At 64.9% G+C, this 20,340-nt stretch carries 24 protein-coding genes; 16 read left to right on the top strand and 8 right to left on the bottom strand.

The window, feature by feature from the left end:
• Positions 1-183: 183 nt before the first annotated feature.
• From BLT45_RS14900 to BLT45_RS14880, 5 genes are all read right to left on the bottom strand, one after another.
• Complete coding sequence (locus BLT45_RS14900; protein ID WP_093301617.1) at positions 184-1,275, bottom strand: AI-2E family transporter; 1,092 nt, start codon at positions 1,273-1,275, stop codon at positions 184-186.
• A gap of 180 nt (positions 1,276-1,455) precedes the next feature.
• Positions 1,456-1,896: a hypothetical protein gene (locus BLT45_RS14895; protein WP_093301614.1), complete on the bottom strand. Its 441-nt coding sequence runs from the start codon at positions 1,894-1,896 to the stop codon at positions 1,456-1,458.
• A complete protein-coding gene (locus BLT45_RS14890) occupies positions 1,896-2,384 on the bottom strand; it encodes a hypothetical protein (RefSeq protein ID WP_093301611.1) in 489 nt (162 codons plus the stop codon). Before BLT45_RS14890 ends, BLT45_RS14895 begins: the two co-directional genes overlap by 1 nt.
• A gap of 9 nt (positions 2,385-2,393) precedes the next feature.
• On the bottom strand, positions 2,394-2,756 hold the full coding sequence (locus BLT45_RS14885) for a hypothetical protein (protein ID WP_093302170.1): 363 nt from the start codon (positions 2,754-2,756) through the stop codon (positions 2,394-2,396).
• An 87-nt stretch (positions 2,757-2,843) separates the two neighbouring features.
• A complete protein-coding gene (locus tag BLT45_RS14880; protein ID WP_093302165.1) occupies positions 2,844-4,307 on the bottom strand; it encodes a Do family serine endopeptidase in 1,464 nt (487 codons plus the stop codon).
• A 545-nt stretch (positions 4,308-4,852) separates the two neighbouring features.
• Between BLT45_RS14880 and BLT45_RS14875 the strand changes: the two genes are divergently transcribed.
• The 12 genes from BLT45_RS14875 (at position 4,853) to BLT45_RS14825 (ending at position 15,947) form a co-directional block, all read left to right on the top strand.
• Positions 4,853-7,003, top strand: coding sequence for an adenosylcobalamin-dependent ribonucleoside-diphosphate reductase (locus BLT45_RS14875; protein ID WP_093301608.1), 2,151 nt, complete (start codon positions 4,853-4,855; stop codon positions 7,001-7,003).
• A gap of 520 nt (positions 7,004-7,523) precedes the next feature.
• On the top strand, positions 7,524-8,093 hold the full coding sequence (locus tag BLT45_RS14870; protein ID WP_093301605.1) for a hypothetical protein: 570 nt from the start codon (positions 7,524-7,526) through the stop codon (positions 8,091-8,093).
• Positions 8,094-8,217: 124 nt separating this feature from the next.
• Entirely contained in the window at positions 8,218-9,054 is an 837-nt protein-coding gene (locus BLT45_RS14865; RefSeq protein WP_093301602.1) for a TSCPD domain-containing protein, read from the top strand.
• Between the two features lie 111 nt (positions 9,055-9,165).
• The gene (locus BLT45_RS18190) at positions 9,166-10,140 is read left to right on the top strand and encodes a hypothetical protein (RefSeq protein ID WP_139188033.1); all 975 of its coding nucleotides are present in this window, start codon (positions 9,166-9,168) and stop codon (positions 10,138-10,140) included.
• Between the two features lie 106 nt (positions 10,141-10,246).
• Entirely contained in the window at positions 10,247-12,469 is a 2,223-nt protein-coding gene (locus tag BLT45_RS14855; protein WP_093301597.1) for an AAA family ATPase, read from the top strand.
• Between the two features lie 86 nt (positions 12,470-12,555).
• Positions 12,556-13,293, top strand: a complete 738-nt coding sequence (locus BLT45_RS14850; protein WP_139188032.1) for a CBM20 domain-containing protein — start codon at positions 12,556-12,558, stop codon at positions 13,291-13,293.
• Positions 13,294-13,351: 58 nt separating this feature from the next.
• Entirely contained in the window at positions 13,352-13,666 is a 315-nt protein-coding gene (locus tag BLT45_RS14845; protein ID WP_175455863.1) for a YrhB domain-containing protein, read from the top strand.
• Positions 13,667-13,793: 127 nt separating this feature from the next.
• Positions 13,794-14,189 (top strand): hypothetical protein, encoded by a 396-nt coding sequence (locus tag BLT45_RS14840; protein WP_139188031.1) that lies wholly within the window; start codon positions 13,794-13,796, stop codon positions 14,187-14,189.
• 33 nt (positions 14,190-14,222) lie between these two features.
• Positions 14,223-14,375 carry a hypothetical protein gene (locus BLT45_RS18375; protein WP_175455862.1) on the top strand — a complete coding sequence of 51 codons (153 nt, stop codon included), beginning with the start codon at positions 14,223-14,225 and terminating at the stop codon, positions 14,373-14,375.
• A gap of 52 nt (positions 14,376-14,427) precedes the next feature.
• A complete protein-coding gene (locus BLT45_RS14835; RefSeq protein ID WP_093301586.1) occupies positions 14,428-14,751 on the top strand; it encodes a hypothetical protein in 324 nt (107 codons plus the stop codon).
• 23 nt (positions 14,752-14,774) lie between these two features.
• On the top strand, positions 14,775-15,464 hold the full coding sequence (locus BLT45_RS14830; protein ID WP_139188030.1) for a hypothetical protein: 690 nt from the start codon (positions 14,775-14,777) through the stop codon (positions 15,462-15,464).
• An 81-nt stretch (positions 15,465-15,545) separates the two neighbouring features.
• Positions 15,546-15,947, top strand: a complete 402-nt coding sequence (locus tag BLT45_RS14825; protein ID WP_093301580.1) for a TonB family protein — start codon at positions 15,546-15,548, stop codon at positions 15,945-15,947.
• 105 nt (positions 15,948-16,052) lie between these two features.
• On the opposite strand, the gene BLT45_RS18185 is transcribed toward BLT45_RS14825, so the two are convergent.
• Positions 16,053-16,259, bottom strand: coding sequence for a hypothetical protein (locus BLT45_RS18185; protein WP_139188029.1), 207 nt, complete (start codon positions 16,257-16,259; stop codon positions 16,053-16,055).
• A gap of 548 nt (positions 16,260-16,807) precedes the next feature.
• Here BLT45_RS18185 and BLT45_RS14815 point away from each other — a divergent pair.
• From BLT45_RS14815 to BLT45_RS14805, 3 genes are all read left to right on the top strand, one after another.
• A complete protein-coding gene (locus BLT45_RS14815) occupies positions 16,808-17,281 on the top strand; it encodes a hypothetical protein (RefSeq protein ID WP_093301574.1) in 474 nt (157 codons plus the stop codon).
• A gap of 149 nt (positions 17,282-17,430) precedes the next feature.
• Positions 17,431-18,081, top strand: coding sequence for a hypothetical protein (locus tag BLT45_RS14810; protein WP_093301571.1), 651 nt, complete (start codon positions 17,431-17,433; stop codon positions 18,079-18,081).
• Positions 18,078-18,320 (top strand): hypothetical protein, encoded by a 243-nt coding sequence (locus tag BLT45_RS14805; RefSeq protein ID WP_093301569.1) that lies wholly within the window; start codon positions 18,078-18,080, stop codon positions 18,318-18,320. Before BLT45_RS14810 ends, BLT45_RS14805 begins: the two co-directional genes overlap by 4 nt.
• Before the next feature lie 22 nt (positions 18,321-18,342).
• Here the strand turns inward: BLT45_RS14805 and BLT45_RS14800 are convergent, their stop codons facing one another.
• On the bottom strand, positions 18,343-19,011 hold the full coding sequence (locus tag BLT45_RS14800; protein ID WP_139188028.1) for a DUF2306 domain-containing protein: 669 nt from the start codon (positions 19,009-19,011) through the stop codon (positions 18,343-18,345).
• Between the two features lie 295 nt (positions 19,012-19,306).
• On the opposite strand from BLT45_RS14800, the gene BLT45_RS14795 reads away from it, so the two are divergent.
• Positions 19,307-19,660 (top strand): FKBP-type peptidyl-prolyl cis-trans isomerase, encoded by a 354-nt coding sequence (locus tag BLT45_RS14795; protein WP_093301565.1) that lies wholly within the window; start codon positions 19,307-19,309, stop codon positions 19,658-19,660.
• Between the two features lie 48 nt (positions 19,661-19,708).
• On the opposite strand, the gene BLT45_RS14790 is transcribed toward BLT45_RS14795, so the two are convergent.
• Entirely contained in the window at positions 19,709-20,290 is a 582-nt protein-coding gene (locus BLT45_RS14790; RefSeq protein WP_093301562.1) for a pyridoxamine 5'-phosphate oxidase family protein, read from the bottom strand.
• Between the last annotated feature and the right edge of the window lie 50 nt (positions 20,291-20,340).

Genomic DNA, 20,340 nt, shown 5'->3' with positions numbered 1-20,340 from the left:
GCCCCGTCCGAAAATTCCTACCGGGACTGCGCACCCGCCGCGCAGCGGCGGGCGGACCGCCGGGGGATGTTTCTTTTGCCTACTTTTCTTTGCACAAGCAAAGAAAAGCAGGGCCCCCGCGGCGAGCGGCACCATGCTGGATAGACGCAAACCCGGCGCCGCAGGCTCGATGAAGCAAAGAGATCACTCCAACAACCGCGCCCACCCCTCCATCCCTTCCACCCGCGCCAGCACCAGCTTCACGCATACCAGCAGTGGCACCGCCAACAACAGCCCGATGATCCCCCACAACCACCCGAACAACATCAGCGCCAGGATCAACACCAACGGCGACAGCGCCATCCGCTTGCCCAGGATGATCGGCGTGACGATCTGACCCTCGATCGTGTGCAGCACCAGGTACGCGACCGCCGGCAGCATCGACTGGAACGGCTCCTCGAAACTGATGAAGCCCACCAGCAGCATCGCCACGATCCCGATCAGCGGACCCACGTACGGCGCGAAGTTCAGCAGCGCCGCCATCGTGCCCCACAGCAGCGCCTCGGCCAGCGGCAGGCCCAGCAGGTACAGCACGCCGGCGAACACGAAACCCACCACCGTGTTGATCACGCTGATCGTCAGCACGTAGCGCGACACCTCGCGTTCGATGGAGTGCAGGATGTCCACGGTGAATTTCTTCTGCTGCCGTCCCGGCAGCAACGCGATCGCGTTGCGCTGCAGGTTTTCGCCGTAGACCATGAAGAAGAACGTCAGCAGCACCACCGCCAGCAGCGACGCCAGCACGCGCGGCGTGGCCAGCAGCTTGCGGTAGGGGTCGTCCGGCGCGGCCTGCACGATCTGCGGCTGCCTGCCGGTCTGGGTGCCGGCGGCGGCGCGGGCGAAGCTCTCGGCGGCCTTGTTGGCGTCCTGCACCGGCTTGGTCAGCTCGCGCAGCTTGGGCGCCAGCTGGCGCATCTCGCGCGGGGCCTGCTGCGCCCAGTCCATCGCCGACGGCAACATCTTGTGGGCGAGCAAGCCGGCCACCGTCATGCCGCCCAGCAACACCAGCAGCGCACCGACGAAGCGCGGCACGTACATCCGCCGCAGCAGGCGGATGATGGGGTTGCCGACCAGGGCGAAGAACATCGCCAGCAGCACCGGCAGCAGCACCTCCTGCGCGGCCCACAGCGTGTAGCCCACGGCCAGCGTGGCCAGGACCAGCAGCGGCACGGACGCGCGCGGGCGCGTCGGCGGCGGCGGGGCGGGAGCTACGACGGGTGGCGCAGGTGTACTCATGGACAGGAGGCCGCCTCAAGGAATGCGCGATTGTGGGGGCAATCCTGTGGGAGCGACGTGAGCCGCGACGGGTACCGAGGGTCGCAACGGCGGCACGTTCATCCGCGCGCAAGCCGGGGCGCGGCGGGGTGGAGGGAAAGAGCTCGCGACTTACGTCGCTCCCGCACGGTGGGGTTGCTGTCAGCGCTCGGACAGCTCGGTGGCGGCTTCGGCCGGGCGGGGGGCGGTGACGACGATGTCGTCCTCCTCGAAGGCCTGGTCGACCCGTGGTTCTTCGTCCGTCGCGCCGTCGACCATCCCCTCGGCCTGGTCCTGCACGTCCTGCGCGGTGTCGGCCGCCTGTTCGGCCTGCTCGGCGGCGGCGGCGGCCTGCGCGGTGGCAAGCAGGCTGGAGACCGCGCTGAACATCTGCATCCAGCGCGCGCCGGTCAGCGCGCGCAAGGGTTCGGCGCGGCCGACCAGGAAGCCGCTGACGATGCCGGCGATCACGATGCGCCCCGGCGTCCAGCCTGCGCGCCACGCCTGCTTCAACGTGGTCCACTGCGTCTCGGTGTGCAGCGCGCGCAATTCCACCCGCTGCTCCGCGCGCTGGACGTGCTGGAGGAGCTTTTCAAAGCGCATCACGCGCCTCCGTGGTCGGACGCGCGCGGGTCGTGCGCGGTGCCGGCGGCGGGCGGATCGTCGAGAGGTTCGTCCTCGTCGAACAGCCCCAGCTTCGACAGCTGGCGGCGGGTGGCATGCATGCCGGTGTAGTCGAAGTAGCGCCCGACCTTCCACACCGCGAACCCGGTGACGGCCAGGCTGATGAAGGCGGCCAGCGACAGCGACTGCAGCCACGAGAACCCGAAGCGCTGCATCAGCGCGATCAGCGCGCCGGTCACCAGCAGCCAGGCCGACGCGCCGAACACGATCGCCACGCCGGCCCACGCCAGTGCGCGGCCGAAGGCGCTGCGCGCCAGGGCGAAGTCGGCCGAGACCAACCCACGCAACGCGCGGCCGGTGTCCTTCGCCGACCCGTACGCAGCACGGCCCGCCGCGCCGACGACCTTCAGGGTGTCGGCGAGGTCGGGCGGTGCGGGAGCGTCGGTGTCGCGGGGCGCGTCGGACACGCGGCAGGCTTACTTGTCGCCGCCGCTGCGTGCCAGCTTGGCGATGATCCAGCCGGCGGCGAAAGCGACGCCGAACGAGGCCAGCGGGCGTTCGCGGATCAGGTCCGCCGCGCTGTCGATCAGGTCGCGGCCCTTGTCCATCAGCGCGTCCACCTGTTCGCGCGCGGCGCCGCCACCGGCTTCGGCCGCGGCGATGCCGGACAGTGCGCTGTCGGCCAGTTCGGACTTCACGTGGGCCTTGCCCAGGCGCAGTTCGTCGCCAGCGGCGCTGGCGGCGCCCTTGATCGCTTCACCCGCGGCCGCGGCGGCCGAGGCGAGGTGGGAACCGGCTTCGCCCAGGTTGGACTTCAGCGCATCGGTATTCGTAGGCATCGTCATCTTCGGCTCCTGCAGGCGGGGGATGGACCCACTCTAATGCACGGCGGTGAACGGGCTGTTATCCCGTCCACCGCGCGCGGTTCACTGCATCAGCACGCGGCCGGTGCCGCGCCCGCGCAGGATCTGCAGCACCAGCTGCTCGGGTTTGCGCTCGAAGGTCGCACGGAAGCCGGCCAGGTCGCCGAACTCGCCGTTGCTGCCGGCCACGATGATGTCGCCCGGGCGCAGGCCGCTCTTCCACGCGCGGCTGTCGCGCACCACGTTGCTGACCTGCACGCCGCCGTTGGCGCCCTGGCTGCGCAGCACCTGGCGCGCCGATTCGTCCAGTTCCTTCAGCGTCGTGCCGGTCAGGCGCGCGTCCACCGTCGCGCCCTCGGCCGAGCGCGCGCCTTCCTTCAGCGCGATGTTGAGCTGCACCGGCTTGCCGTCGCGGCGCACATCCAGCGCCACGCGCGTGCCGACCGGCTGCAGGCCTTCGAAGTTGTGCAGGGCCGCGCGGTTGTCGATGCGCTGGCCGTTGGCGGCGGTGACCACGTCGCCGGGCTGCAGGCCCGCGGTGGCGGCGGCCGAGCCCGGGTACACGCGCGTCACCAGCGCGCCGCGCGGCGCGTCCAGGCCCAGCCCGCGCGCGCTGCGCTCGTCCACGTCCTGCGCTTCCACGCCGAAGGTGCCGCGCCGGACCACGCCGCCGTTGGCGATCAGCTGGTCCATGATCCCGCGCGCCATGTTGATCGGGATCGCGAAGCCCAGGCCGATGTTGCCGGCCATGCTGCCGCGCGGATTGAAGCTGGCGGTGTTGATGCCGACCAGCCGGCCCTGCAGGTCGACCAGCGCGCCGCCCGAGTTGCCCGGGTTGATCGAGGCATCGGTCTGGATGAAGTTCTGGTAGCCGGCCACCGGGATGCCGCTGCGGCCCACCGCTGAGACGATGCCCGAAGTGACCGTCTGCCCCAGGCCGTAGGGGTTGCCCATCGCCACCACGAAGTCGCCCACCTGCAGCTGGTCGCTGTTGGCCATCGGCACCGCGGTCAGGCCCGGGGTGGGGATGCGGATCAGGGCGATGTCGGTGTCCGGGTCCGAACCGATGAACTCGGCTTCCACCTGGCGGCCGTCGCTGAGGGTGACCGAGACGCCGTCGGCGTTCTCCACCACGTGGTGGTTGGTCAGCACGTAACCGCGCGCGGCATCGACGATCACGCCCGAGCCCAGCGCGCGCTCGACGCGCTCGCGCGGCATGTCCGGGATACCGAAGATCCGGCGGAACACCGGGTCGTCGCCGAACGGTCCCAGCGGGCTGGCCACGCGCACGGTCTGCCGGCTGTACACGCTGACCACCGCCGGGGTGACCCGCTTGAGCATCGGCGCCAGCGAGGGCAGGACCTGGCCGTCGACGGCGGTGGGCAGGGCCGCGGCGGCCGGCACCGCGGCGGCGGCGCTGGGGGCGGCCTGGGCAGGCTGCTGCAGGACTTCATTGAGCCCGGTGGCGGCGAACCCGCCGAACGCGGCGGCGGCGGACAGGGCGATCAGGGTGGGGAACGGGCGCAGCGCTTTCTTCATGGGGTCGGCAGCTCGTTGCGTCGGAGGGAGCGGGCGGCCGGTGGCCCCCGCGAACCTGAATGAGTCTGCTGAGAGACCCCTAAACCGGCAATGAAGTTCAGCCGCGGTGGCCGTCCGGCGGGTGTCGGCGCGTGATGACGGACGGTGCCCCGGCGTCACCGGAATGTCATGTCAATCCGGTTGACAGGGGGCACCCCCGGGCGTAGTTTGCATGCCTCGTGTGGACACAATATGTTGCGGTCCAGCACGGAGCGGACCCAAGCACTGGTGTTTTTCGGGCTTTTTGCTTGGGAATTCGGGCGCCTTTGGGGATTGGCGCATGAGGGCGAGGGAAGCAGTGGGCGACACGGCGATTTCATGGTCGATGGCACGGCCCACTTCCACATTCCGGCAACCCGGGCGGCGCATCCTGAGCGGCTGCCCGCGCCGCCGTCCCCGTCGTCCGGGTCCGCGTTGAGATACCGGGGTGGGCCAGTCGCCCACCCGCCAAAGCCATTACGGGTTCCAGTCGTTTTTAGGAGAACAACACAACCATGAGTACGGTGCGCCTCGAGGCGGTCAAGACGGAACAGCCCACCCTGATTCCCATGCAACCGGCGTCCCAGGACATCTGGGACAAGAAGTACCGGCTGAAGACCAAGCAGGGCGAAGCCCTGGACGCCGACATCGACGGCACCTACCAGCGCGTGGCCCGCGCCCTGGCCGACGCCGAAGGCACCCCCGAGAAGCGCGCCTACTGGTACGAGCGTTTCGTGTGGGCGCTGCGCCGCGGCGCCATCCCGGCCGGCCGCATCACCTCCAACGCCGGCGCCCAGCAGCACAAGCCGGCCACCAGCACGATCAACTGCACCGTGTCCGGCACCATCGAGGACTCGATGGACGGCATCCTGGAGAAGGTCCACGAAGCGGGCCTGACCCTGAAGGCCGGCTGCGGCATCGGCTATGAATTCAGCACCCTGCGTCCGCGCGGCGCCTTCGTCGCCGGCGCCGGTGCGTACACCTCCGGCCCGATGTCCTTCATGGATATCTACGACAAGATGTGCTTCACCGTCTCCAGCGCCGGTGGCCGCCGCGGCGCGCAGATGGGCACGTTCGAGATCTCGCACCCGGACGTGAAGGACTTCATCCGCGCCAAGCGCGAAGACGGCCGCCTGCGCCAGTTCAACCTGTCGCTGCTGATCACCGACGGCTTCATGGAAGCCGTGGACACCGACGCCGACTGGCCGCTGGTGTTCCCGGTGAACATCAAGGAGAAGGGCGACATCGACGTCGAGGACGCCGCCCAGGTCGTCTGGCGCGAGTGGCCCACCCACAAGAACTACATCGTCCGCGACGACGGCCTGGTGGCCTGCAAGATCTACGGCCACATCCGCGCCCGCCACCTGTGGGACATGATCATGGTCTCGACGTACGACTACGCCGAGCCGGGTTTCATCCTGATCGACCGCGTCAACGAGATGAACAACAACTGGTGGTGCGAGACCATCCGCGCCACCAACCCGTGCGGCGAGCAGCCGCTGCCGCCCTATGGCGCCTGCCTGCTGGGCTCGGTCAACCTGACCACCTTCGTCCGCGACCCCTTCACCGACCAGGCGCGGTTCGACTGGGAGGAATACAAGGAAGTCGTGCGCGTGTTCACCCGCATGCTCGACAACGTGGTCGAAGTGAACGGCCTGCCGCTGGAACAGCAGCGCGCCGAGATCCTGCGCAAGCGCCGCCACGGCATGGGCTTCCTGGGCCTGGGCAGCACCCTGACCATGCTCAAGCACAAGTACGGCAGCCCGGCCTCCTGCGAGTTCACCGAAGCGATCGCCCGCGAGATGGCCGTGGCCGGCTGGGAAATGGGCCTGGCCCTGGCGAAGGAAAAGGGCGCCGCCCCGATCATGGACGAGCTGTTCACCGTCACCGCCGCCATGCTGCGCCAGCGCCCGGAAATGGCGAAGGACGGCTGGAAGGCCGGCCAGGAGATCCCCGGCAAGGTGCTGCACGCCAAGTACAGCCGCTACATGCAGCGCGTGGCCGAAGTGGCCCCGGACCTGGTGGACGAGCTGGCGGAAGTCGGCAGCCGCTTCACCCACCACAGCTCCATCGCGCCCACCGGCACCATCAGCCTGTCGCTGGCCAACAACGCCTCCAACGGCATCGAGCCCTCGTTCGCGCACCACTACAGCCGCAACGTGATCCGCGAGGGCAAGAAGACCAAGGAGAAGGTGGACGTCTACTCCTACGAGCTGCTGGCCTACCGCGAGCTGGTCAACAACCAGGCCATGCCGTTCTCGGACGACCCGGAGGCCAAGCTGCCGGAGTACTTCATCGCCGCCGACGACATCAGCCCGAAGGAGCACGTGGACGTGCAGGCCGCCGCGCAGCGCTGGGTGGACAGCTCCATCTCCAAAACCGCCAACGTGCCCACGGACTACCCGTACGAGCAGTTCAAGGACATCTACCGCTACGCCCACCAGCAGGGCCTGAAGGGCTGCACCACGTTCCGCTTCAACCCGGCCGCCTTCCAGGGCGTGCTGGTGAAGGAAGCCGACCTGGAGAACACCACCTACCGCTTCGAGCTGGAAGACGGCAGCGTCATCGAGGTGAAGGGCAACGAGCAGATCGAGTACGACGGCGAGATGCACACCGCCGCCAACCTGTTCGATGCGTTGAAGGAAGGCTATTACGGCAAGTTCTGAGGAACTGCCCGGCGTTACCCCTCTCCCCGCCCGCGGGGAGAAGGAGAAGAAACAGGAGTGGCGTTACCCCTCTCCCCGCCTGCGGGGAGAGGATGCCCGAAGGGCAGGTGAGGGGGAGCGAGCGCAGCGAGTTGCCTTTGCTCCCAGCGAAAAGCGGCCCCTCATCCGGCCTCCGGCCACCTTCTCCCCGCCCGCGGGGAGAAGGAGAAGAAACAGGAATGGCGTTACCCCTCTCCCCGCCTGCGGGGAGAAGGAGAAGAAACAGGAGTGGCGTTACCCCTCTCCCCGCCTGCGGGGAGAGGATGCCCGAAGGGCAGGTGAGGGGGAGCGAGCGCAGCGAGTTGCCTTTGCTCTCAGCGAAAAGCGGCCCCTCATCCGGCCTCCGGCCACCTTCTCCCCGCTCGCGGGGAGGAGGGGAACGCTAGAAGTTGAACCAACGATTCATCCGCTTCACCGCTCCACGCCGCGTTATCGGGTATAGCATCGGCTGCGTTACAAACCTCGCCCACAGGAGGGCAACATGAGCAACGGCAATGGTGTCACGGCGACGCTTTCCGGCGCGGCCGAAAGCGTGAAAGACAAGGCAGTGGAAATCGGCGAGGCCGTCGCGGCCACCGCCAGCGATACCGTGGCGAAGGCCCGCAAGGCCGCCAAGACCGCGCGCAAGGCCGTGGCCAAGCGCACCGACAAGGCGGCCAAGGCGGTCAAGAAGACCGTCGCCAAGGCGAAGAAGAAGCTGGCCGCCGCCAGCGCCAGCGCGAAGGCCGAGGCCTCCAGCCTGGCGAAGAAGGCGACCGGCAAGAAGACCGCGAAGAAGGCCGCCAAGAAGTCGACGAAGAAGGCAGCCAAGAAGGCCACCAAGAAGACAGCGGCGAAGAAGGCCACCGCCAAGAAGGCCGTGAAGAAGGTCGCCAGGAAAGCCGCCGCCAAGAAGGCGCCGGCCAAGAAGGCCGCCAAGAAAGCAGTGAAGAAGGTCGCCCGCAAGGCGCCCGCAAAGAAGGCGGCGACGAAAGCCGCCCCGAAGAAGGCGGCTAAGAAGGCCGTCCGCAAGGCCCCGAAGAAAGCTGCGAAAAAAGCAGCCCGTAAGTAAGACCTGATGCTTCACCCCACCTCCCCCGGTTCCGGGGGAGGGTTGGGGCGGGAGCCGGCCCGGAAGGCCATCGCCCCGCCCGTCATCGCCAACACCTACAAGACAAGAACAGGATTCCACCGTCATGGCCGTCAAGATCGACACCAAAATCAAGGGCTACAGCGTGCTCACCCCGGAAGACAAGGCGCGCGAAGCCGCGGCGCTGATTCCGACGGCGTCGGTGCCGCGCGAGACGGTGGAAAAGGAAACCCCGCAGGACAACATCATCCAGATGCACGAGCGCATCGAGCGCCCGGAAGTCCTGATCGGCAGCACCTACAAGATCAAGTCGCCCCTGGTGGAGCACGCCATGTACGTGACCATCAACGACATCGTGTTGAACGCCGGCACGGAGCACGAGCTGCGCCGTCCGTTCGAGATCTTCGTCAACAGCAAGTCCATGGAGCACTTCCAGTGGATCGTCGCGCTGACGCGCATCATGTCGGCGGTGTTCCGCAAGGGCGGCGACGTGACGTTCCTGGTGGACGAGATGAAGGCCGTGTTCGATCCGCGCGGCGGTTACTTCAAGGCCGGTGGCGTGTACATGCCGTCGCTGGTCGCGGAGTTGGGCGCCATTGTGGAAGAGCACATGAAGTCCATCGGCCTGATCCACGACCCGGAAATGAGCGCGCACCAGCGCGCCATCCTGGCCGAGAAGCGCAAGCAGTACGAAGACCGCGCAAAAAAAAACTCTGACGTAAGCGTTGTCCCTTCTCCTGCCCCGGCGGGAGAAGCTGCCCGAAGGGCGGATGAGGGCGCTTCTGCCGCCACGCCCGGTTCTTCGGAAGACATCGCCGTGACCGGCGATGGCGCCAGCTTCCCGCCCTCTGCGACGCTCTGCCACAAGTGCAGCACCAAGGCCCTCGTCATCATGGACGGGTGCGCGACGTGTTTGAACTGTGGTTACAGCAAGTGCGGGTGAGCTGATTTCGGGGCTTTTGACATGGACCGTCAGCAATCTTTACTAAGCGAGTTTGGCCGGGCATTAGTTGCGCAAGTTCATGCCCTGAGGCGTGCATTGCAGGATCGGCCCATGCCTTCAAACATCGTTGAGGCTTTCAAGAACCTTGACTCGGCGGAGGATTACTTCTCGAGAAGTATCGATAGTGGGCCGAGTGAGAATGCGCTCGCTTCGACTAAGAATTTGGCAAATTCCGCCCACTACGTTGCTCATGTTCTGGCGGGAGTTGCCATCGAAGATGAGCTGCGCGAGCTTGTTTCAAGACTGAAAAACAGTGCGCAAGAGTATCTTCAAAGAATAGATAGCGACGAGGCGTTTTATCAGGCGCTAACGCCGCCCAGGGATGTGGGTAGGCCCGTTGCTATGCAAAGACCTCCTTCGTCCGCGACTGCTGAGCACAGGGAAGATCTGGAAAGTATTGCGCGCCGAATGGATGCAATAGCGTCTTCTCATCGCGACTTGGAGGCTGCTACTGATGGTCTCCGTATTCGCGTTGATGAAGCCATTCGCTCAACTAGTGAAGCGTATGCGGCCGCGCAACTAGATATAGATCAGAAGAAGGATCAGATAGATAAAATTCTGGGGCATGTATCTGGAAGAACACTTGCAGGGGACTTCGATAAGAACGCGGCAGTAGAGAAGCGCAATGCCGATTGGCTCCGGTATTCCTCCGTGTTCTGCATGGCGCTAACGGTGGCGCTTGTCTCTTACACTTTCTATGAAAGCGCCTTTGGTTCATTTGATTGGAAGCTGGCGCTCTCAAGGATCGCGATGGCGCTTTTCCTGTCTGTGCCGGCGGGCTATCTGGCGCGCGAGTCGTCGCGGCATAGACTGCAGCAGCAACTGTATCTTCAGACCTCGCTAAGCCTGAAGGCTCTTCCGGCCTACATTGCTAGTTTGCCTGACGAAATGCAGCACAAACTCAAAGCAGAGATGACTCAAAGAATCTTCTCAATGAGTGCGGGTCCTCAGGGTGAACTCGGTGTTCTGAATGCTCAGGACCTAATTCTTGAGCTTATTAAGCGGCTAGATTTGAAGAGGAGCTAGCGTGCAGGGTGGCTTGTTGGACGCTTTCCCATCTACATTTATGTAAAAAAGGGGGTCGGAGTACATTCAAAAGTGTACCCCGGCCCCTTTTTACTTCGGGGCGAACATGATCAGAACAATCTCGATCCATCGACATAAAAGCTTTCATCCGACAACGCCGCATTCGATCCAGATCCCGAACAAGACCGCAACGTATGTCTATGGTCTCAATGGCGCGGGTAAGTCTGCCATTGGAGAAGTGATTGATGGTTTGGCTCGCAACGACCCCGCGTTCGCCCACTGCCGGATCGACACCACCGACAATGCCCGGTATCGGTACGTGGTCTACAACCACCACTACGTCGAGCGTCTGATCGGCCAGCCCATCCAAGGCATTTTCACCGTAGGTGAGGTGGATACCATCCGACAACAGCGGATCCAAGATGTCGAGGTAAGAACGGGGGAATTGGAGGGTCTGATCACTACTGCGGTAGCAAGCGTCAGCACCGTAGAAGGCAACATCGCCAAGGAGTTCGTCCGCGCTAAAGACGATATCTGGAAGGCACACGAATGGGGCAAGAGGACCACGTTGGCCCCGCTGCTGGAGGGCTACGGTAAGAACAAAGAGAAATTCTTCCAGGACTTGCGCACTCATGTGCTGCCCGACGACGGGCAACTGGACACCATCGAACGACTGGAGAAACGCTGGGCCGATGTTTCAGGTGCCGAGAACGAACGTGCACCTGTTTCGTTAGATATCAGCTCGTTGGAGCGCATTGAACGCGACCCAATCTGGGCGGAAGTCGTGGAGGTATCCACCACCAGCCGTTTGGCGCCACTGGTGGCCGAACTGGGAAATGCGGACTGGGTCGCACGTGGCCAAGGATACCTGCATACGGACCAGTGTCCGTTCTGTCAACAAGGCTTGCCGCATGACTTTCGCGACGAGCTGGCGCGACTTCTGGAAGGCGAGCGCAAGGCCAAAGTTGAAAAGATTGCCTCACTGGTCCAAGCCTACACCGGCCAGCTTGAAGCGCTTGAATTGCGCGCCAAAGCCATCCTGGCCGACCCGGACGCCAAGGAAGCCGGGCTGGAATTGGCATGGTCCGAATTGCGCGCCGCACTCCATGACACGTTGACCACGTTGCGTCAGAAAGAGGCGAATCCCAGTGCGCTGGTGGTCGTCAAGGCCTTTAACGTAGAAGCGCTGAACGGCGCGCTGGCCAAACTCAACGCCTTAATCGCAGATTTCAACACCCGTATACGAGACCGCAAAGGTGAACGTGCACGGATCAAGGCCATGTTCTACCAAGCCATGCATGCCGATCGCATAGAGGCCTATGCGCACCACGACGCATTGCTTGGACCCTTGCGGGAGGCTGAGGCGCTAGCGAAGGCCGACCTGAAGGCAAAGCGGGAGGAACGGGACACGCTCAACACCGACTTGCGGGAACTACGCCGGCTGCAAAAGGGTGTTGATGCGTCGATCGACTCGATCAACGATCGACTGCGCAGTATCGGGATCACGGCGTTCAGCGTTGATCGAAAAACTGGCGAGGATCGCTTGTATTGTCTGAGCCGGCCGGGCGTGGCGGACTGCGAGACCAGGTCTTTGAGCGAGGGCGAGAAGACGCTCATCGCGTTCCTCTACTTCATGGAGTCACTGAAAGGCTCGCACAGCGAACACGAAACCGTGGATCCCCGACGTACCATCGCCGTCATCGATGATCCGATATCTAGCCTGTCGCAGAACTACGTGTACGACATCGCTACGATGATTCACCGCGAGTTAGCAAAGCCCGAGAGCCGGCCTCAACTCGTCAAGCAGGTGATCGTGTTGACCCACAACCTGTTCTTCTTCCACGAGCTCATCCGTCAGCACATCAAGAACTTAGCTAATGCGCACAACCGGTGTGGCTTGTTGCGGGTCGTCAAGAACGAACATTCGGAGGTCGAGACCCTGGACCCCACCAAGCTCTTGAACGATTACGACGTATGGTGGCACATCCTCAAAGACGCCCAGGCGGGGAAGGTCCCCACCCAGGTGGTGCCTAACGCCATGCGCAACATTCTGGAGCAGTTCTTCACCTTTACGACCGGTTCTTCTGAATTCCCGGAAGCTGTCCAACGGCTGGCCAACGAAGACACGTCAAGCAAGTACGCCGCGCTGGACCGCTTCGTTGACAGAGGGTCTCACCGAGATGCAATCAATGGTCCACCCATCGACTGGACGGAGTACGACGTGCCGTATCTGCTGGGCAAGTTCCGTGCGATGTTCCATGCGATCGGCCAAGACCAGTACTACCTCATGAAGATGGGCGAAGAAGCATCTGAGGCTGCGGACGCCTAAACTCGCCATATGGAATGGAGAACGTAGGATGGTTGAGCGAAGCGATACCCATCGCTCTTAGCGGTGACGCCATGCGAAGGAATGCCATGATCCATCGAATTTCTGTAGCGCTACGGCGGGCCCTGATGATCAAGCCATGCAATATAAGTGTGCTCATCGGCCTGCTCGCGGCGTTCGGCACGGTGCTGCCCGCCGCTGCCGAGCCTGCTGATGAGCGCACTGTCGAAACGCTGGTCTTCGTAGGAGAGCTGGTCTCCATGGAGCCCATGGCCAATCCCTGCGAAGAAGAGAGTAAGCGCACCGGCACGTTGAGCTGCATCATCATGGACGAGCTGTACCGTGCCCGTTATCGCGTCGTACAACCCGTGGCGGGCACGACGGCGAACACCGAGGTCACCTTTCAGGTGGCCGACCACTACGGCTTCCCCGCCTTCGCCAACACCCCGCATGCCTTGCTGTTCGTCGCCGTTACCGATGACGGCAACTGGCTGCACAAGTACCAGGGCGTCCCCATGCACCGCACCGAGGACGGCCAATGGGCGGCTTGCGGCGAAGTGGACTACCGGGGCGTCGACGAGGCGCTATCCCATCGCGCGAAACCGCTGACGTTTGCTGAGCCTATCGCCCGGCGTGACGCAGTGCCGCCGGACGCGTGGAAGAGGATGCTGCCTTGGTGGAAGGAGCGTGCCGACACTTACCGAATCAGCGACGGTCAAGTACGCTGCCTCAAGGGGATTCCCGTGCAAGAGGCCTACGAGATCGTCAGGCAGGGCGTAATGAAGGCCCGCGAAGTGCGCCTTCCGCCTTGGCCGACAGGTCACTGATCCGCGTGGCGGGATGCGATGTTCAGTCCGCTGGGCCAACGCAACTGACGAGAACGGGATGATCGACTACGAAGAAGCCAGCGCACGTGTCGAGGAAGCGCTGGCGCGCTGGCCCGACGCCAAAGAGACAGGCGATTCCCTCGTCATCCTGCATGAGCACACGTTGGAGAAGCCGTGGGGCTGGGTGTTCTTCTATACCTCGAAGCAATTCCACGAGACAGGCGATAGCCTCTTCGCGCTGGCGGGCAACGCGCCATACATCGTGGAGAGAGAGACCGGTCGGCTGATCGAGACCGGTACGGTGCGGCCGCTCGACGAGTACATCGCGAAGTACGAACGCGCCGGTGACCCGATGGCGTCCGGTGCTCGCTAGAAGCCGACAGGAGCCCCGCCATTCCGCCGCACAGCCGAAACCGCCAATCGCATCGTCGGCACCGTGACAGCCTGATGGCGCGGGTTGCGCATGGCATAGTCCGGTCCGATCAGGCCTGGGGAGCGCCATGACGATTCGCAACGACCCGCGCGGGAAGAGGCCAAGCATGCTTGCGTCGGCATGCTTCGTGGGTGCAAGCCTCGCGGGCTGCACCTCGCCGCCCGAGCTGTCGATCGACACCCTGGCCCACGATCACGCGCGCTACCTCGACAAGCCCATCGTGTTGGCGTCCTGCGTCACATCGAGCAGGCACGCATTTGCGCTGACCAGTTGCACGGACGACACCGTCTATGTCGCCATCAGGCGGGGTAACGCCAAGGCCCCCGAGTGGGACGCACTCAAGACGCACGCGTTAGCAAGCTGGAATCGCGACCGCATGCAGCGAGTGACGCTTGAAGGCGTACTGGAGCGGGACGCCGCCACCGGCAGGAACGTGTTTGTGGTGGATAGCGTAGACCCGTAGCCCGGGTAAGCGCAGCGCACCGGGGTTGCACTCATGCCCCTAGTGGGCGGGCGCCTGCTGGCCCAGCTCAGCATCCCCGAACACCAACACCCCGACAGCCTCGTCCTCCCCCGCACCGGCCTGGCCCACTGCTTCACCCACCTGGCCGACACCGCCGACCGCATCGTGGGCGCCGTGACCGCCTGACGGGCGAAGTTGCACATGGCATAGTCTCTGCGCATCAGCCTTGGGGAAGGGCATGACCATCCGCGACTACCTGCGCCAGCGAAAGGCGCGCTACCTCGGCATCGGCACCGCTTGCCTCGTGTTCGCCGCCGGGTCGATCCTGGCTCACGGCATCTCCGGGCACGCCGTCTACAGCTTCGCCGGCTTTGCCTTCGTGTTCGGCTACCTGGCCTGCGTGGTCCTCTCGCGCAGCATCGCGTGCCCACGCTGCAAGACCCCTGTGGGCGGCTACACCACCTGGCTCAACCTGCGCCCCTCCGGCTTCTTCCGCCGCACGAACTATTGCGCCGGCTGCGGCGCGAACTTCGACGAACCGGTGACGCCTCCGCGGAGCTGACCCTCCCCACAAGGAACCGTGGCATGCCGCCGAACGACACACTGAGCTTCACGGAACTGGACCGCCGCCTGCGTGCCGTGCCAGCTGGCCCATCAGGGGTCCTCAATACGCCGCGGCTCTTTCGCATTGCCAATATGGTGGGTGCTGTTGCGGCCGTGCTCACGTTGATTCCGTTCCTATTGGTCCATGTCATGACGCCCGGCGGCTGGATGATCACATGGGTGCAGATTAGCTTCTCCGTGTTCTTGCTCGCGCTGCTGCCAGACATCATCCGTTCCTATGGTGTGCTGGGGTGGACACTGTGGGCATGGCGTGCAGAGCTGGTCAGCCAACTCGACCACGACTCCCCACACTTCCGCACGATCCTGGCGTGGTTGTGCGAACGCCCGGCAGTGACTTTGGAAGAGCACCAGCGCGTCGCGCGGCTATCGCTCGGGCAGATGTCCGCAAAGATCGGCATGTTCACCGGCGGACTGGAACGACTGGGCGTGTTGCCGGTGTTGGTGTCCGCTTATCTGTTCTTCCGCAACTGGCGCGAGCTGATGGGCATGCCCTACTGGCAACTCTTCATTGGCTTCGGGCTGATCCTGCTCTACTTCACCATGATGGTCGCCAACCTCAAACGCATCCGCCTGCAGCTCTACGAATCCCTGCTGTCCGAAGCGCTGGCCATGAAGTCGGGGTCGGTATCGGCAGCAAGCATCGAGAGATAGCGTTCAACGTACATTGCCCGGGTGCAGACGCTACGAAAGCGTGCGCTGCCCCCATCGTCTTCAAGTCTGTGGAGGAAGCCTATGAAATGGATACTCATGCTCGCACTCGTCGGGTCGCCGGCGCTCGCCGATCCGCCCCAGGATCAGGCAGCACAAACCGCCCGCCACAACACGGAGCTGGGGGAGGCGCCGGCATTGCAGAGTGATCGTCCCGAGTTCGATATTCCGCCGAAGCGACTCAGTGGAAAGGCCCCTGTGTTCCCCGTCAGTCACTTGATGAATGGAACCAAGGGCAAGGTCGTCGTGTCCTTCACGGTGGGCGTGGATGGGAAGGCGAGCGAGTTCAAGATCATCGAATCGACCGATACGAAATTCTCGGACCACGTCGTGATTGCGCTTCAGGAATGGCGCTTCAGGCCGGCGAAGAAGAATGGCGTCGACGTTCCCGCCCGGATACGGCAGTCATTTTCCTTCGGCTTCTGAGAACGATCGTGGGGCTTGCCGGGCGATAGTCCCGTAGCCCGGATAAGCGCACGTACCTTCGTCCACCGTCGTGTGCAGGGGGCCAACGCCCACCCGACGCCGCATTCACTCTTGCGGCACGTCCGGCTTGCCCGCCTCCGCCTCAGCGGCGCGCGCCTTCCTTTCTTCTTCGCGCCCGTTCCAGGCGGCCAGCGCCATGAATGCAAGCAGCAGAAGCGACAAGCCGGCCCCCGCCCAAAGCCCGGCCGCCAGCTTCAGGATCACGACAAACACCATCCCCACGGCAACGACCAGATAGATATGCCAGTGCATGCGTGCGTCCCTGTCCCTGTCCCCGGCGCTGAGTGTAAGCCTGAGCGGCGTTGTCGTGTCACAGGAATGGGGGCGGGGCGGCTCCGGTAGGCCCGGAATGGCTTTCCGAGCCCCATCGCTCTCACATTGAGCCCCATCCATGGAGCGCCGAGCCCCATCGATGGGGCTCGGAATCCCAAACACCGGGCACCTCCACCCCATCGATGGCATTCGGAAAGCCATCGATCACATTCCGAAACCCATCGATGGCACATTGAGCCCGATCTCTCTCACATTGAGAGCCATCGATCGCGTTCAGAGCTCCATCGATCGAGCTCCGAGTGCCAACCTTTGGCGTCCGGAATGTGATCCACAAGGCTCAGAGCCCGGCACATCACATTCCGAGCCCCATCGATGGCTTTCCGAGCCCGATCGTTGGCATTCCGAGCTCGATCTCGCTCCATCACTGCGCTGCATTTGTGAGAGGCAATGCCCGCGCACGCACGCTAGGCTGCTGGCGTCGGCGATGAACGCCGGCGTGTCCTTTCACTGTGATCAACGGAGTGACCATGACCCAGAACCGCATCTCCCTGCGCTTCAGCGCAGAGGACCTGACCGCCATCGAAGGCGCCATCGACACCCTGGAACAGCGCTTCACCGGCCTGATCGGCCTGACCCCCGACGAACGCCGCGAACTGACCAAGATGGGCGACAAGTCCGAAGCCTTCTGCCGCCAGGCCGTCATCACCCTCGGCAAACACCCGGGCGTGCTGCCGCGCAACTTCGACGTGGCCGACTACCAGGCCGACCTGGCCGCCCTCGACGCCCTGCGCCCCGTCATCGTCCGCCTGCAGCGCGTCTACGACCGCCTGATCGACAGCGAAATGGCGCTGGGCAGCGACCTGATGGTCGCCTCACTGGAAGGCTACGCCCACCTCAAGGTCGCCGGCCAGGCCGACGGCCTGGACACCCTGCGGCAGGCCTTGGGGGCGCGCTTTGATCGCAGGCGCAGGACCGCCGATGAGGCGGCGCCGGCGCAGTGACGCAGGCGCTGTTCTGCGAGAACACGGGCCCCGCTTCGGCGGGGCTCGTTGTTTTCGCTGTCGGGCCAGCGCGTACTGCACAATGCCGTCCATCAGGAAGGTAAGGGGCACGCATGGGACATCCGTCGCGCAGACTCATCGCAGCAGCGATGACGCTCATGCTCGTCCTGCCGCTGCTTGCCGGCTGCCTCGTCGTCGAGCGTGGCGGCATGAGCGAAGAGGACGAAGCCGGTCTGAAGGTCTACCGCGAGTATGAAGCCGATCCCGCGGCCGCAACGGCTCGCTTTCTGGAAGCGTGGCGAACCGGCGCGCCGCGCCGATCGCAGGACAAGGCGCGCTCGCGCTGGATTGCCATTGCCGGTCTGCTGAGCAGCCGGGGACAAGGCCCGACCAACGAATTCAGGATGTTCCTGATCGACAGCCTGGATGACACCAGGCCGGCCATCGCCGTGCAGGCGGCGCGTGAGCTCACTCTCGTCGCTGGGAAAGACGTGGTGAACGCCCTCCTGGACAAGACGGCATCGACCGCTGCGGATGCGACCGTACGGGAGGCATCCGCGATGGCGCTGATCGAGAAAGTCGAGATGCGGATGTTCTCGTCGTCCGAGGGCGATGAAGCCGTGCTGCTCGACCGACTGACGGCCGCCTGCGTCGCGCCGCAGCGGACGACGCAGCTGGTCGCGCTTTGCGAACAGGCGAAGCAGGCCCTGTCGCGGCGCGCGGAAGAAAGGAAGCTGGATGCGTGCGTAGGTCGACCGATCGCGTCTCCCGCCGACTGTATCCGGGATGCGACGAAATGACCCAGGATGCGGGCATTGAGACGGTCGACCGTTCCACGCAAACGTTCATCGCGCTTGGCGGAGGGTTCTTTCTTCTGTACGGACTGTACGCCGCCGAGAGATGCTGGCGCACGGGAACGTGGGTCGTCGAGATCAAGAACCATGCGTACACCGGTGGCGTGGCCATGTTCATCATCGGGTCGATGATCGTGTTCGGCGCCGGCTTCCTGCTTACCGCTCTGCGGGAACTCTCGAAGTAGCGTGTCGGCGCGGACGCCGACCTTACCCGTATTCCGCCTGCCCGTGCGTCGCTAGGCGCGCCCTCACCTCGCGCCGCCGCAGCTGGACGAAGAAGAACGCGATCGTCAGCAGGCCGATCACGGACGGCGCGATCTGCGACCAGGGTTGGCCCACGCGGACGAGGTTGCCCACCGCCGCGGAGAGCATGCCGAACAGCGAGGCGATGAGCTTGTACGCGTGGTCGTAGCGCCAGAGCGTGGCGAACCAGCGGCGCGGGAAGCACCAGCGCACCGTGTCGTAGGCCAGCAGCGTGAAGAGCGCGCCGAGCGATGCGTACGCCACGATGTCGGCGCGCCCGGAAGACGACACCAGCGCGGGCGTGAGCGCCACCGCGAACGCGAGCGCCGCCAGCGTCCACAGCGCGTCGAATCCGGAAGGCCCGCGCTCGCGCGTGTGGATCGACCGCCAGCCGCTGACGAGCTGATAGGGGACCAGCACCGTCAGCACGGCGAACACCGGGATGAAGCGGAAGAACAGGGTGCCGACCGCGGCCGACAGCGACACCAGCAGCGCGAGCGCGCAGAACACCTTGCCCCACCGGCGATGCGTCGGCGTGCCCTTGGCGCGGGCCAGCAGCGCGAAGCCCACCAGCAGGGCGAGCGTGCCGGCGCCGACATGCACGGCGAGGTTGGCGAGATGCGGGGGCGACATGGATGTCCTCGGTCGGCGCGCGGGAGCGTCCGGGCGTCGTTCGAGTATCGACGCGCGCACGGATCCGGACAGCGTCCGGCGGACGAACCGTGGCCGCCGCCGATGAAGCCGCGTCCATGCGGTGCGAAATCGACCCGCACGTGTTGCTACGTGGCGTCAGGCGCGCGCGGCCCTGGCCCGCCCTGGGAGACCCGGACGCGTTGGACCGGCGGTGGGTGGCGCGTGCTTCCCGCCCCGGACCCGCCCGCGCGATAAACTACGCACCACGACAACCCGATTCCACGAGGAACACCCCATGGCATTCACCACGACCGCGTCTGGCCTGCAGTTCGAAGACACCGTCGTCGGCGGCGGCGCCGAAGCCAAGCCCGGCCGCAACGTCACCGTGCACTACACCGGCTGGCTCTACGAGAACGGCCAACAGGGCGCCAAGTTCGACTCCAGCAAGGATCGCGGCGAACCCTTCATCTTTCCCCTCGGCGAGGGCATGGTCATCCAGGGCTGGGACGAAGGCGTGCAGGGCATGAAGGAAGGCGGCCAGCGCACCCTCATCATCCCGGCGAACCTGGGCTACGGCGCACGCGGCGCCGGCGGCGTCATTCCTCCCCACGCCACCCTGAAGTTCGACGTCGAACTGCTGGGCGCCTGAGCCGCGCAGCCCGCAGGGTGGGCGTCAGCCCACCGTCCCTGCGACGCACTACCGCGCGCTGCGCGCCTCCGCCAACTGCGCCTCCAGCGCCGCGATGCGCTGGTCGCGCTCGTCGAGCGCGCGCTGCACGTCTTCGGCCTCGAAGCGGACCGGAATGTATTTCGGGCAATTCCAGTCGAAGGCTTCGACATGGATCCGCATCTCGCGCTCGGTACGTCCGCTGCCCGGCGATTCCTGCACCGCCAGCCGGCCCAGCAGCTTCAGCCGGTGCCGGTGCGCGTAGTCGACCAGGATCAAGGCCACCCGATCGTCCTGGGCCAGGTTGCCCACGCTGATGAACTGCCGGTTGCCGGGCAGGTCGGTGAACGACAGCGTCGTGGCGTCGACCACTTGCAGGAACCCCGGGCTGCCGCCGCGATGCTGCACGTACGGCCAGCCGGTTTCCGACACCGTCGCCATGTAGAAACTGCGCTGCGCATGGATGAAGGCCGCTTCATCCGGCCCGAGTTCCGCATTGCGCACACCGTCCCCGGACTCGAAGGCCCGCGCGTACTGCGCACGGCTGCCGTCGCGCGCCTGCACCTCGCGGACGGCGGGCGTGAAAGCGATGTTCGCGAACGCGTGTCTCATCTCGGTCTCCAAAGCTCGTTGCCGTAGGGTGGGCTCAAGCCCACCGTCGC

Source organism: Pseudoxanthomonas sp. CF385 (genome assembly GCF_900104255.1).
Lineage (GTDB): Bacteria > Pseudomonadota > Gammaproteobacteria > Xanthomonadales > Xanthomonadaceae > Pseudoxanthomonas_A.
This window is presented reverse-complemented; position numbering and strand designations above follow the sequence as displayed.